Below are 12,918 nucleotides of genomic sequence, written 5' to 3'. Positions count from 1 at the left end.
TCGCGAGCAAGCTCGCTCCTACAAAAGAAGTGTCGCCCGGCGAACCGATTAGAACTGGTAATTCACCGTCGCGGTGACGTTGCGCTTCTCGCCGAAGTAGCAGAAGTCCAGGCTGTAGCAGGACGCCACGTAGTCCTTGTCCAGCAGGTTGTTGGCGTTGAGGCTGACGTCCAGGCCTTTCAGGCCGACGCGGGACAGGTCGTAGCCGATGCGCGCATCCACCAAGGTGTAGTCCGGTACGCGCAGGGTGTTTTCCTTGTCCGCCCAGGTCTCGCCGACGTAGCGGGCGCCGCCGCCGATGGAGAGGCCGTCCAGCGGGCCGGCGTCGAAGCCATAGTCGGCCCACAGCGAAGCCATGTGCTTGGGCGCCTGGTTCGGGGTGTGGCCCTGGTTGCCGTCCAGCGATTTTGTGTAGGTGATGTCGGTGTAGGTGTAGCTGCCGAGCACCTTGAGGTTGTCGCTGACCTGGGTGTGGGCTTCCAGCTCCAGGCCCTGGGAGCGCACTTCGCCCACGGAGGTGTAGAAGTTGTCCTGCGGCTCCTTCGACGCGACGTTCTCCTGGGTGATGTGGAAGATCGACGCGGTGTACAGGCTGCGGCTGCCCTCGGGCTGGAACTTCAGGCCGGCTTCCCACTGCTTGCCCTCGGTCGGCTCCAGCGGCGTGCCGGACTGGTCGGAGTAGGCGTTGGGGTTGAACGACTCGGAGTAGCTGATGTACGGCGCAACGCCGTTATCGAACAGGTACAGCGCGCCGATGCGCCCGGTGAATTTTTTCCAGTCGTCGTCGGCCTTGCTGCCGGTGCTGCGGTTCTTGTCCTCGACCGTTACCCAGTCCTCGCGCATGCCGAGGGAGAAGCGCCAGTTGTCGATGTCGATCAGGTCCTGCAGGTAGACGCCGGTCTGCTCCAGGCGGCGGGTGTGGTTGTCGTCCGGGTAGTAGCTGATGGCGTCGTTGCCGTAGTGCGGGTCGAATGCGTCCAGCGGCTGGGCCGAGCCGGAGCGCCAGTCCACGGCGGTGCGGCGGCGCTGGTAGTCCAGGCCCATCAGCAGGGTGTGCCTGGCCGCGCCGGTGTCGAATTCGGCTTGCGCCATGTTATCCACGATGTACGCCTGCAGGTGCTCGCGGGCGCCGGAGAAGTAGCGGTTCAGGGTGTTCTCGTCCGGCGCGGTCCAGCCGTAGGCATAGACCTGCGAGAGATCGACGTCGGAGTCCAGGTAGCGGAAGTTCTGCCGCGCGGTCCAGACGTCGTCGAAACGGTGCTCCAGCTGGTAGCCGAACATGCGCTGGGTGCGGTCGAAGTCGTCCTTGCTTGGCTCGCCGTCGAAGAACTCGCGGGAGATCTTCCGGCCGTTGTGATGGAACAGCGTGCCGTCCGCCGGTACGCCGCCGTGGTAGCCGCCGTTCGGGTCGTGCTGCAGGTAGCTCTGCAACGTCAGGCTGGTGTCCTCGGTGAAGTCGATAGCCAGGGTCGGGGCGATGGCGTAGCGCTCTTCCTTGACGTGGTCGAACTGGGTGTCCGAACCCTTGCCCAGGCCGACCAGGCGGTAGGCGATGCGCTTCTCCTCATCCAGTGGGCCGCTGAAGTCGAAGCCCATTTCCTTCTGGCCCATGTTGCCGACGGTGCCGGTGATCTGGTGGTAGTCCTCGTACAGCGGCTTCTTGCTGGTCAGCGCCACCAGCCCGCCGGGCAGGCTGCGGCCGTAGAGCACCGAGGACGGGCCCTTGAGCACGTCGATGCGTTCGAGGAAGTACGGGTCGACCTGCATCGAGCTGAAGGTGCCGCTGTCGCCCATGGCCTTCAGGCCGTCGAGGTAGATGTTGTCCACGCTGTTGTCGGCGAAGCCGCGCATCACCACATAGTCGTAGCGGTTCGAGGCGCCGACCTGACCGGTGAAGATGCCGGGGGTGTAGCGCATGGCCTGCTGCACGGTCTTCGAGGCGGTGTCGTCGATCTGTTCGCGGGTGATCACCGAGACGCTCTGGCTGGTTTCCAGCAGCGACTTGCTGGTCTTGGTGGCGATCTGGCTGTGGGTCGCCAGGTAGCCGTCTTCCGCGCCCAGCGCGTTGCCGAGGGCGAACACGTCGCTGGATGGCATCGCCAGCACGTCGCTCGGCGCGGCGGCGCGCAGCACGTAGTTGCCGTCGCCCTGGTCCTGCGCTTCCAGCGGAGTGTCCGCCAGCAGGCGCGACAGGCCTTGCTCCACCGAATAGGTGCCGTTCAGCCCGGCCGAGTTCAGGCCACGGGTCTGCTCCGGAGTGGCCGACAGGGTGATGCCCGCCTCGCGGGCGAAGTTGTTCAGCACCTCGCCCAGGGGCCCGGCCGGAATCGCATAGGTGCGGCTGCTGGTGATGGCGGCGGCATCGGCGGCCAGGGTGCTCAGCGGCAGGCTGGCCCCCAGGCTGGCGCACAGCAGCGCACCGCGCACGGCATGGGTCAGCCGACTGGCGCGGGGCTGGGCGGGGGAAGAGGTCGGGAGGTGGACGGCTCGCATGGCGGGATATTCCGTGGACAAGGGAAATGATCGGGTTATTCCTCCTTGCCGGCCGAGGCGGCAAAACCCGACAAAAATAAATCTCGATTGAGGGAGGCATGGTTTGAAATCTGAATGTAGGAGCGGGCCATGCCCGCGAATCGCGCCCATGGGGCGCTCCTACACGGGGAGTTCGCCGTCAGCCGCGCGCGCTCACCGTCACCCACCAGTCCGTGCGCTTTTCCACCTGCACCGGCAGCGTCTGCGGCAGCAGGGCCAGCAGCTTGTCGGTGTCGTCCAGGCGAAACACGCCGGACAGCCGCAGGTCGGCTACGCTCGCATCGCAATGCAGGTGGCCGTGTCGGTAGCGGCCGATCTCGGCGAGGAAGTCCGCCAGGCGCATGTCGCGGGTGACGATCAGGCCGTCAACCCAGGCGCTGCTGTCCATGTTGCTGCGCTCAGCCAGCAGCGCGCTGTCGCCGTTGATGGCGTAGGTCTGCCCGGCTTCGGCGATGGCGGTGGTCTGGCCGCGCACGCGCGGGGCGATGGCCACCGAACCGTCCTCGACGCTCAGGCGCGTGGAGCGCTCGTCCTGGCGCAGCACGAAGCGGGTGCCCAGGGCTTCGAACAGGCCGTCGCGGTTGCGCACCCGCAGCGGGCGCGCGACGTCCCGGGCGGCGCTGACGAGCATCTCGCCGCGCTCCAGTATCAGCAGACGTTGGCGCGCGTCGAAGCGCAGGTTCACTGCGCTGTCGGTGTTCAGTTGCAGCAGGCTGCCGTCGGCTAGGGTGAAGCGCTGGCGCTCGCCGGTGACGGTGCTGTAGTCGGCCAGCCAGCGTTGCCAGGGCGCGACCTCGCGGGCCAGCCACAGCGCCGAGGCGCCGAGGGCAAAGGTCGACAGCAGCTTGAGCGCCTGGCGCCGCTGCAGACGCTGGGTGGTGTTTTCCAGCACCGCGTGGGCGCCCGGAACGGCCTGGTAACTGGCAGCCAGTTCGCTATTCAGCGTCTGCACCCGCCGCCAGGCGGCTTCGTGCTCGGGATCGGCCTGGCGCCAGTGCTGGCAGGCGCTATGCAATTCCGCATCGGCATTGCCGTTCAGGCGCAGGGTCCACTGGATCGCCTGCTTCACCACCCGGGGATCGGGCGCAGTGCTGGCGCCGGTCACTCGGCGTACCGCAGCTGGTAGCAGTGGAACAGCGCCTCGGCGACGTAGCGCTCCACCGAGCGCACCGAGACGCCCAGCTCCTCGGCGATCCGTGCGTGGGGCACGCCCTCGCACTGGGCCAGCAGGAAGGCGCGGCGCACCTTGGGCTTGAGGCCGTCGAGCAGGCGAGCGATGGCTTCCAGCAACTGCAGGATGCTTTGCCGTGCCTCGGCCGATGGTACTTCCGCTTCCGGCAGATGGGCGATGGAATCGAGGTAGGCGCGTTCCAGTTCTTCCCGGCGCCAGTGGTCGATCACCAGGCCACGGGCGATGGTCCGCAGGAAGGCGCGCGGGGTGCGCAGTTCACTGCGCTCGGGCTTGAGCAGCACACGCACGAAGGTGTCCTGGGCCAGGTCGGCGGCATCGGCGGCATTGCCCAGCCGGCCGCGAAGCCAGCGGTGCAGCCAGCCATGATGGTCACTGTAGAGCGACTGGACGTCGGAGGTGGAGGGCATGAATGCGCTGGTTGATGCAAATGATAATTCATCGCATTTTCAGCAAGGCGCTGGTCATTTGCAAGATGTGTCTGAAGCGTCGATGTTCCCTGTAGGAGCGGGCCATGCCCGCGATCGCGCCCATGGGGCGCTCCTACAGGTTTGTCTCAGCTCGTAGGATGGGTGGAGCTTGCGATACCCATCAACGTGACTTGTCGGCCATCGATGGGTATCGCTTCGCTCCACGCCATCCTACGCGAGCGCCATTGAGCGATTGTGGTGGGGCTCAGCGATACCAGCGCGGCGTATACACCCAGTCCCCACCACCGGCGCGAGGGAAGCGTCGGGTCAGCGACGAGCCGACGATCACCAGGGTGCGCATATCCACCATCTCTGGCACCAGCTCGCCAAGGCTGACGACGCGCAGCGCCTCGGCCGGCCGGCCGATGTCGCGGCCGAGCACCACCAGCGTTTCCGGTGTGCGATGGCGGCGGACGATCTCCAGCGCACGGCCCAGTTGCCACGGACGCGCCTTGGAGATGGGATTGTAGAAGGCCATGGCCAGGTCGGCGGCGCCGGCATGGTCCAGGCGCTTCTCGATGGTTTCCCAGGGTTTCAGGTTGTCCGACAGGGAAATCAGACAGAAATCATGCCCCAACGGCGCACCGGCTTTTGCGGCAGCGGCCAGCGCCGCGGACACGCCCGGCAGCACCTCCAGCTCCACCCCATGCCAATCGGGATTGCTGCTCTCGTGCAACGCTTCCATGACTGCGGCGGCCATGGCGAACACACCCGGATCGCCGGAGGAAATCACCACCACGCGCCGGCCGCTGGCGGCCAGTTCGAAGGCGTGGCGGGCGCGCTGCATTTCCTCGCGATTGTCGGTGCAGTGGCGCACCTGGTCGTCGCGCAGCGGCTCGGCCATTTTCACGTAGGTCTCGTAGCCGAGCAGGTCCTGGGCTTCGTCCAGCGCACGGCGCACGGCGGGGATCATGAAGTCGCTGGCGCCGGGGCCGAGGCCGATCACGCTGAGTCGCCCGCGTGGCTGGCCGATGCGCTCGGCTTCGGCGGGCGTCGTGGTGCGATGCAGATGGAAAGAGTCGCCGTGCAACACGGCGGGCGGCAGTTCGTCTTCGCTGTGGATAAAGCGCAGTGGCACGCCCAGCTCGCGGGCGGCCTCGGCCAGCGCCGGATCGGCCATGCGGCAGCGCGGCGCCAGCAGTGCCGCCAGCGATGCTTCGGCCAGGCCCGCCTGCGCCAGGCCCTGGCGGATGCGTTCGGGAAGCTGCGCGTCCACCAGCGTGACATGGGCGAGGACGATGCGCGGATGGATGCGCAGCTCATTCTGCGCGATGCCCTCGGCGCGGGCATCGATGCACAGGGTGTGCGCGGCGTCGTCGGCCAGCGGCAGGTCCAGCTCGTCCAGCCAGGGCGCGTCGCCTTCGATGCGCAAGGTGTCGCCGCCCAGCAGGTCGGAAACGAAGCGCTTGCCCTGTTCGATGTCCGCCAGCGCGTAGCCTTCCGGTGGATCGAGCAGGCAGGCGCCGAAGCGCAGTTCGCCGCTGGTGGTGATCGCTGGCGCAACGTCCAATGCGGCGGCGATCTCGCGGGCCATGCGGTTCACCCCGCCCAGCCCGCCGAGCAGCGGCACCACGGCGCTGCCGTCTTCGGCGACGGCCAGCACCGGCGGCTCCGCGCCTTTGTCTGCCATTGAGGGGGCGAGCAGCGGGGCGAGGGTGCGGATAACGATGCCGGCGGCGCACAGGGCGATGATCGGGGTGTCGTTGCGGTAGAGCTGGCGCAGGGTATCGCCGAAGTTCGCGTAGGACTCATCGGCGCCTTCGACGCGGTCCTTCAGACCCAGCACACGCGCCTGTGGATAAACGCCCTGGACGCGTTGTGCGGTGGCCAGTGCGCCCTGGCCGAGAATGACGATGGCAGCGCGCATCAGCCGTTCCACCGTTGGCCGGGGATGACGATCATCGAGAAGTACGGCGAGGCCATCGGGTCGACGTCGTCCAGCGCGACGATGCGCTGCTCGCGCATGGTCGCGCGCTCGACGTAGTGGGCGCCGCCGTCACGGCCCAGCTCGCGCAGCACGCGGCGGACCTTGTCGAAGTTGCGGCCGAGCTTCATCACCACTGCCGCATCGGCGTCGGCCAGGCGGCGCTTGAGTTCCTCTTCCGGCAGCACGCCGGACAGCACCGACAGGCTCTGGTTGCGGTACACCAGCGGCACGCCGAGCACCGCCGCGCTGCCGAGCATGGAGCAGACGCCGGGTACGACTTCGGTGTCATACCGTTCCGAAAGACGGTCATGCAGGTACATGTAGGAGCCGTAGAAGAACGGGTCGCCCTCGCAGATCACTGCCACGTCACGGCCGGCCTCCAGGTGCGCGGCCACCTGCTCGGCGGCGGTGTCGTAGAAGTCGCTGATCACGCCTTCGTAGGTCAGCGGCGGCTCCAGCTTCTCGGTGGTCACCGGGTAGACCAGCGGCAGGCGCTGCTGCGACTCCAGCAGATGTTCCTCGATGATGGCGAAGGCGTTGCCGCCCTGGCCGGCGTGGTGCTTGGCCTTGGCCACGAAGTAGCCGATCACCGGGGACGCGCGCAGCAGGCGCAGGGCCTTGAGGGTCAGCAGTTCCGGGTCGCCCGGGCCGACGCCCAGGCCGATAAGGCGGCCGGTCATCACTCCACCTCCGTGGCCAGGGCGTTCACCGCCGCGGCCGCCATCGCGCTGCCGCCACGGCGACCGCGGACGATCACGTAGGGCACGCCGCGGCTGTCGGCGGCGAGGGCGTCCTTGGATTCCATGGCGCCGACGAAGCCCACCGGGAAGCCGAGGATCAGCGCCGGTTTCGGTGCGCCGGCGTCGAGCATTTCCAGCAGGTAGAAGAGGGCGGTCGGCGCGTTGCCGATCACCACCACGCTGCCTTCCAGGTGCTCGCGCCAGTGCTCCAGCGCCACCGCCGAGCGGGTGTTGCCCAGCTCACGGGCGAGCGCCGGGACATCCGGGTCATTGAGGGTGCAGATCACCTCGTTGTGCGCCGGCAGGCGCGCGCGGGTGATGCCCTCGGCGACCATCCGCGCATCGCAGAGGATCGGCGCGCCGGCGGCCAGCGCCGCCCGGCCGATGGCCCCGGCGCCGGCGGAGAAGCGCAGGTCCTGCACGACGTCGACCATGCCGCAGGCGTGGATCACCCGCACGGCGAGTTTTTCCAGGTCAGCGGGGATGCCGGACAGGTCGGCTTCGGCGCGGATGGTGGCAAAGGATTGGCGGTAGATCGCCTGGCCGTCGCGGATGTAATCAAGCATCAAGGGGAGCTCCGGGTGCGGCCAGCAGATCGCCGGCGGCCTCGAGGGAAAGGTTGCGCGCCAGCGGCTGGCCGAAGCCGGCCACGCCATCGGCGCGACGGAACAGGTCATAGCGGCCGTCGGCGACGGCCAGCAGGGTATAGGGGGCGACGTGGGCGGCGGCGCAGGAGCGCGGGCAGCCGCACAGGTGCACGCCAGGCGGCGGCGGGTGGCGCAGGCGTTCGGCCAGGCGCAGGGCGTCGGCCTTGGTGTCGGCCAGCCCGCGTGCACAGCCAGTCGAGCCGCTGCAGGCGACGACGCGTGAGAGCGGCTGGGCGGCATCGATCACCAGCCCGATATTCGCCAGCGCTGCGAGCACGACGGCGGCATCGGCCCGTGCAACGTCGGGAAGGATCAGGCTTTGCCAGGGCGTCAGACGCAGCTGTCCGCCGCTGAAGCGCTCGGCGAGATCGGCCAGGCCGAACAGCGTGGTGCTGTCGAGACGTCCGAGGACGAATCCCGCACCGACCATGACGCGTTCCGGCTGGCGCTGGGGCTGAATTCCGAGGTGGCCGAAGGGCTGCGGTGCAGGACGTCGCCAGTTATCCACCGCCGGGCCGAGTTGCAGTGCGAAGGGCAGGCGTTGCTGGAGACGCTCCAGCAGTACATCGTCGCCGAGCATCTCGCGCAGCTGGCGCATGCGCGTCTGGCCGTCGCCGGCGAGATCGAGGAACAGGTGCAGCAGGGTTTCCACCAGCAGCGGAAGCTGCTCCGCGGAAACGGCGGCGAGGGCGGGGGGATCGGTCTCGCGTTGCGGCGGACAACCGGCCAGGCCGAAGGCGAACAGCAGCGCCGCGTCGTCGGACATGGCCGACAGCCAGATATCGTTGGGGTGTTCCAGCATCGCCAGCGCTTCGCCGGCGTCCAGCTGGATGCCGAACTTGGGCGACAGGCCGTGGAAGCGCGGCGTGCGTTCCAGCAGATCGAGCAACTGGCGGGCCAGCGGGGCAGCGTCAAAAAACGTGGCGTCGAGGCCGAGCGCCGGGCTGACCAGCAGGTTGCGCACATCGTCTGCCGCCAACTCGCGCGGCCCGAGACCGGCAGCCAGCAGCGCGTGGCTCAGCGCACTTTCGGCGCCCGCGTGCACGCCACGAATCTGCAGGTTGGCGCGGTTGGTCGCTTCCAGCACTCCATCGGCATGCTGTTCGGCTGCCTGGGCGATGGCGCGCGCGGCGCGAGAATCGAGTTGCCCACAGGGCAGCTTGATGCGGCAAATGCCGCCATCGCGGGAGGCCACGATGCGCAGCAGGCCGGGGCAGGCATGCGGGCGGACGGGCGGAGCTGAGGAATCTTGCACTGAGGTCACCAGGGCTGGGTCGCGGTGACCTGCGAATCCCCCAAGGGGACTTCACGACACCGATACACCCCGCTCGATGTCTGCACGCGCGACTGGTCTCGTCGGCAGGTCTCCTGGCTGGCAGGTCCTCATCCAGCGCGGCCTTCCCGGTAACCCAGTGGCCAGATCGACGGCAGCGGGCACTTGCCCTGCCAGGCGATCGAGTTGCGCGGACTCGCTGCTTACAGTTGCGGGGGCAGCCACGGTTTTTTCCGTGTTCCCTCTTCGGCTCCCGGATGCATCGCTGATCCATGCGAAGCGTCCTACGAGCACCGACGATGCGGGTATTATGCCTGCTTTGCCCGAGGGCGGAACAAGCCTGCCCGTCGGATCGATCGTCGCATCCCTTCAGAGGAATTCCCATGACGCCCTGGCTGACCATCGTCGGCATCGGCGAGGACGGTTACGCCGGCCTCGGCAAGGCCGCGCGCCGCGCCCTGCTTGCCGCCAGCGAGGTGATCGGTGCGCCGCGCCAGTTGGAGCTGCTGCCGCATTGCCTGCGCGCCAACCGCCAGGCCTGGCCGAGCCCCTTCAGCCTGGAGCCGGTACTGCGCCGGCGCGGTGAGCCGACCTGCGTGCTGGCCAGCGGTGACCCGATGCTGTTCGGTGTCGGAGCGAGCCTGGCGCGGCAGATTCCGTCCGGGGAAATGCTCGTACTTCCTGCGCCGTCCTCCGCATCGCTGGCGGCAGCGCGGATGGGCTGGGCCCTGCAGGACTGCACGCTGCTGTCGCTGGTGGCGCGCCCATTGGCCGCGCTCCAGGCTCAGGTGCATGACGGCGTGAAGCTGCTGATTCTCAGCAATGACGGTGAGAGCCCCGCGGCCATCGCCGCGCTGCTGCGCGAGCGTGGTTTCGGCCCGAGCCGGATCAGCGTGCTGGAGCATCTGGGCGGCGAGTCCGAGCGGCGCATCGACGGACTGGCCAGCGACTGGTCGCTCAGCGAGACCGCCGCGCTGAATCTGGTGGCGGTGGAGTGCGTGGCGGGCGTCGATGCCGTGCGCCTGCCGCTGACCACGGGCCTGCCGGATGATGCTTTCCGCCATGACGGCCAGCTGACCAAGCGCGATGTGCGCGCCGTGACCCTGGCACGGCTGGCGCCGAGGCCCGGCGAACTGCTCTGGGACGTCGGCGCCGGCTGCGGTTCCATCGGCATCGAATGGATGCGTGCGCATCCGAGCTGTCGCGCGCTCGCCATCGAAGCCAACGAGGGGCGCCAGGAACACATTCGCTTCAACCGTGATGCGCTCGGTGTACCGGCCTTGCAACTGGTCTGCGGTGCCGCGCCGGATGCGTTGCTGGGGCTTCAGCGCCCCGACGCCATTTTCATCGGCGGCGGCGTGACCGTGCCCGGCGTGTTCGAGCACTGCTGGGAGCAGCTCAAGCCCGGCGGTCGCCTGGTGGCCAATGCCGTCACGCTGCAGAGCGAGGCGACGCTGGTGGGCTGGCGCGAACGCATTGGCGGCGAACTGACCCGTCTTTCCGTGGCCCAGGCCCAGCCGCTGGGTGGTTTCGATACCTGGCGCGCGGCGTTGCCGATTACCCTGTTGGAAGTCTGGAAACCGCTGGCCGACTGAAGCATGCGTGAAGAAACCCACGAGGAACCCCGCCCGCTGCGCAGCGGCTACACCACCGGCAGCTGCGCTACCGCCACCAGCCTGGCGGCGGCGCGCCTGCTGCTGACCGGCGAGGCCAGCGATGCGGCGCAGATCGCCCTGCCCAAGGAGCGCGTCGCCACCCTGCGCCTGGAGTTCTGCCGGCTCACCGCCGACGGCGCCGAAGCCGGCACGTTGAAGGACGCCGGTGACGACCCGGATGTGACTCACGGCGCGCTGGTTTTTGCACAGGTCACTCTGAGCGCCGAGCCAGGTGTGCGCTTCCATGCGGGCGAAGGCGTCGGCACCGTGACCAAGCCCGGCCTGGTGCTGGCGGTGGGCGAGCCGGCGATCAACCCGGTGCCGCGCCAGATGATGCAGGACAACCTCGCTGCGCTGGCCGTCGAGTGCGGTTATGCCGGCGGCTTCGAGGTCACGATCAATGTCGAGGGTGGCGCCGAGCTGGCGCTCAAGACCATGAATCCGCGCCTGGGCATCCTTGGTGGGCTGTCCATCCTTGGCACCACCGGCATCGTCCGGCCGTTCTCCTGCTCGGCCTACATCGCCTCGATCCAGCAAGGCATCGACGTCGCCCGCGCCAATGGTTTCCGCCACCTGGCCGCCTGCACCGGCAACGCCAGCGAGGACGCCATGCGCCGGCGCTACGGTTTCGACGATACCGCGCTGATCGAGATGGGCGACTTCGCCGGGGCCGCGCTCAAGCATCTGCGCAAGGCGCCGGTGGAGCGCTTCAGCGTCTGTGGCGGCTTCGGCAAGATCAGCAAGCTCGCGGCCGGCCACATGGACCTGCACAGCCGTCACTCCAGCATCGACCTGCCTCAATTGGCCGAATGGGCGGCGGAGATCGGCGCGTCGGATGAGCTGCAACAGCGCATGCGCGAAGCCAATACCAGCCAGCAGGCGCTGGCGCTGTGCAGCGCCGAGGGCATCGCCCTGGGCGACGCCGTCTGCGCCCGCGCGCTGGCTTTCGCCCGTCGCATTGTGCCTCTCGAAGTGGCGTTGGAAGTTTTTGCCATCGACCGTCAGGGCAATCTGGTCGGCGAAGCGCTGGAGGTGCGATGAAACGCATCCTGCTGCTGGGCGGAATCGGCGAGGCGCTGGCTATCGCCCGTCGTCTTGGCCCGCAACATCTCTACAGCCTCGTCGGGTTGGGCAAGGTGCCGGATGACCTCGCCTGCGAAGTGCGCGTGGGCGGTTATGGCGGCGCCGAGGGCCTCGCCGATTTCATCCGCGAACGCGGTTTCGACCTGCTGCTCGACGCGACCCATCCCTATGCCGCGCAGATCAGCGCCAACGCCGCCCGCGCCGCGCAGTTGGCCGGCGTCCCCTGCTGGGCATTGCGCCGCCCCGGCTGGCAGACCGGGGCTGGGGACGACTGGCGCGAGGTAGCAGACTGGCCGGGGTTGATCGAGGCGCTCAAGGACTTCCGCCGTCCGCTGTTCACCCTGGGCCGCGAGCCGCTGGAGCACCTGGACGAGATTCCCGCCCACCAGCATTGGACCGTGCGCTGCCTGCAAAGCCTGCCCGGCAACGCGCGCGCCGAAGTGCTGGGCACGCGCGGCCCTTTCACCCTGGATGGCGAGCGCGAACTGTTCACTCGACTGGGCACCGACGTGCTGGTCAGCAAGAACAGCGGCAGCCAGGCCACCGAGCCCAAGCTCCAGGTCGCCCGCGAACGGGGCGTGCCGGTGCTGATCCTGGCGCGGCCGCAGTTGCCGGCGGTGGACCGGGAGTTCGAGAGTGTCGAGGCGTTGTGGATGGCGCTGGAGCAGTTTCTGGGTAACTGACGGGGCGATCTGGCGGCCGTCGATGAATCTGGATGGGGTTGTGCAAGCTGCGGGTAGGCCGATTCTCAGAGCTCGGCGATCGGCCGATAGTCCGCGTCGAGCTGTTCCGCCAGCTTCCGCGCCCGCCCCAGCCGCACCGAGCCACCCTCGATATCCACCAGCAACGTCGGACAGGTCATCGCAGGTAACGCCGGCCAGTCCTGCAAGCGTCCATCGGTGAGTACCAGCAACCGCTGATGCTCGCCGGGCTTCTGCCTCTGGCGCTTGTCCAGCCATTCGCGGGCTTGCTTGAGCGCCTCGATCAGCGGCGTGCCGCCACCCGCGCCGAGTTGTTCCAGCCACTCCTTTAATTGCACCGAAGCCTTCTGCCCCTGCCACAGCCAGCGCGGTTGTGCGCCGGTGGCATGCAGCACGGCGAGGCGTGCGCGTTGCCGGTAGGCCTGTTCGAAGGTGTCGGCGAGCAGCCCCTTGGCTTGGGCGAGGGCGCCGTGGCGGCGGGTGCTGGCGGAGGCGTCGACTATCACCAGCCAGAGTTCGCCGGGCTTGCGGCTGCGGGCGCGTTGAACGAGATCGGCGCGGCGTTGCGGGCGGCCGTTGCGCAGGGTGGCCGGCCAGTCGATGCGGCCGTGCGCGCCCGATTGGCGGGCGCCGCTGCGGCCGCCGGCGAGCTGGCCGGGTCGGGGGTTGGCATCCGCGCCTGGGGCCTGGCGCGGGCGGAT

At 68.5% G+C, this 12,918-nt stretch carries 11 protein-coding genes and 1 riboswitch; of the genes, 3 read left to right on the top strand and 8 right to left on the bottom strand.

Annotation, left to right across the window (positions count from 1 at the left end; genetic code table 11):
• Positions 1–48: 48 nt before the first annotated feature.
• From ACQ5BL_RS24745 to cobG, 7 genes are all read right to left on the bottom strand, one after another.
• A complete protein-coding gene (locus ACQ5BL_RS24745) occupies positions 49–2,493 on the bottom strand; it encodes a TonB-dependent siderophore receptor (RefSeq protein WP_243805135.1) in 2,445 nt (814 codons plus the stop codon).
• 178 nt (positions 2,494–2,671) lie between these two features.
• Positions 2,672–3,637 (bottom strand): FecR domain-containing protein, encoded by a 966-nt coding sequence (locus ACQ5BL_RS24740; RefSeq protein ID WP_243805136.1) that lies wholly within the window; start codon positions 3,635–3,637, stop codon positions 2,672–2,674.
• Complete coding sequence (locus ACQ5BL_RS24735) at positions 3,634–4,131, bottom strand: sigma-70 family RNA polymerase sigma factor (RefSeq protein ID WP_243805137.1); 498 nt, start codon at positions 4,129–4,131, stop codon at positions 3,634–3,636. Before ACQ5BL_RS24735 ends, ACQ5BL_RS24740 begins: the two co-directional genes overlap by 4 nt.
• Positions 4,132–4,396: 265 nt before the next feature.
• Positions 4,397–6,058: a precorrin-3B C(17)-methyltransferase gene (gene cobJ / locus ACQ5BL_RS24730; RefSeq protein WP_243805138.1), complete on the bottom strand. Its 1,662-nt coding sequence runs from the start codon at positions 6,056–6,058 to the stop codon at positions 4,397–4,399.
• On the bottom strand, positions 6,058–6,798 hold the full coding sequence (locus ACQ5BL_RS24725) for a precorrin-2 C(20)-methyltransferase (RefSeq protein WP_207884722.1): 741 nt from the start codon (positions 6,796–6,798) through the stop codon (positions 6,058–6,060). The genes cobJ and ACQ5BL_RS24725 overlap by 1 nt, the downstream gene beginning before the upstream one ends.
• Positions 6,798–7,424, bottom strand: a complete 627-nt coding sequence (locus ACQ5BL_RS24720; protein ID WP_207884721.1) for a precorrin-8X methylmutase — start codon at positions 7,422–7,424, stop codon at positions 6,798–6,800. Before ACQ5BL_RS24720 ends, ACQ5BL_RS24725 begins: the two co-directional genes overlap by 1 nt.
• The gene (gene cobG / locus ACQ5BL_RS24715; RefSeq protein ID WP_243805139.1) at positions 7,417–8,760 is read right to left on the bottom strand and encodes a precorrin-3B synthase; all 1,344 of its coding nucleotides are present in this window, start codon (positions 8,758–8,760) and stop codon (positions 7,417–7,419) included. The genes ACQ5BL_RS24720 and cobG overlap by 8 nt, the downstream gene beginning before the upstream one ends.
• Before the next feature lie 86 nt (positions 8,761–8,846).
• Positions 8,847–9,091: riboswitch (cobalamin riboswitch) on the bottom strand.
• Between the two features lie 70 nt (positions 9,092–9,161).
• On the opposite strand from cobG, the gene cbiE reads away from it, so the two are divergent.
• Genes cbiE through ACQ5BL_RS24700 form a run of 3 tightly spaced genes read left to right on the top strand, consistent with a single transcriptional unit; the run spans position 9,162 to position 12,199 of the window.
• Positions 9,162–10,373 carry a precorrin-6y C5,15-methyltransferase (decarboxylating) subunit CbiE gene (gene cbiE, locus ACQ5BL_RS24710; protein ID WP_243805140.1) on the top strand — a complete coding sequence of 404 codons (1,212 nt, stop codon included), beginning with the start codon at positions 9,162–9,164 and terminating at the stop codon, positions 10,371–10,373.
• Between the two features lie 3 nt (positions 10,374–10,376).
• Complete coding sequence (locus ACQ5BL_RS24705; protein WP_243805141.1) at positions 10,377–11,474, top strand: cobalt-precorrin-5B (C(1))-methyltransferase; 1,098 nt, start codon at positions 10,377–10,379, stop codon at positions 11,472–11,474.
• Complete coding sequence (locus tag ACQ5BL_RS24700) at positions 11,471–12,199, top strand: cobalt-precorrin-6A reductase (protein WP_243805142.1); 729 nt, start codon at positions 11,471–11,473, stop codon at positions 12,197–12,199. Before ACQ5BL_RS24705 ends, ACQ5BL_RS24700 begins: the two co-directional genes overlap by 4 nt.
• 65 nt (positions 12,200–12,264) lie before the next feature.
• On the opposite strand, the gene ACQ5BL_RS24695 is transcribed toward ACQ5BL_RS24700, so the two are convergent.
• On the bottom strand, positions 12,265–12,918 hold the full coding sequence (locus tag ACQ5BL_RS24695) for a vWA domain-containing protein (protein WP_243805569.1): 654 nt from the start codon (positions 12,916–12,918) through the stop codon (positions 12,265–12,267).

The sequence above is a fragment of the Pseudomonas sp. B1-22 genome (assembly GCF_050474425.1).
GTDB lineage: Bacteria > Pseudomonadota > Gammaproteobacteria > Pseudomonadales > Pseudomonadaceae > Pseudomonas.
The sequence above is the reverse complement of the archived record's forward strand: the minus strand, read 5'-3'. Positions and strand labels throughout refer to the sequence as shown.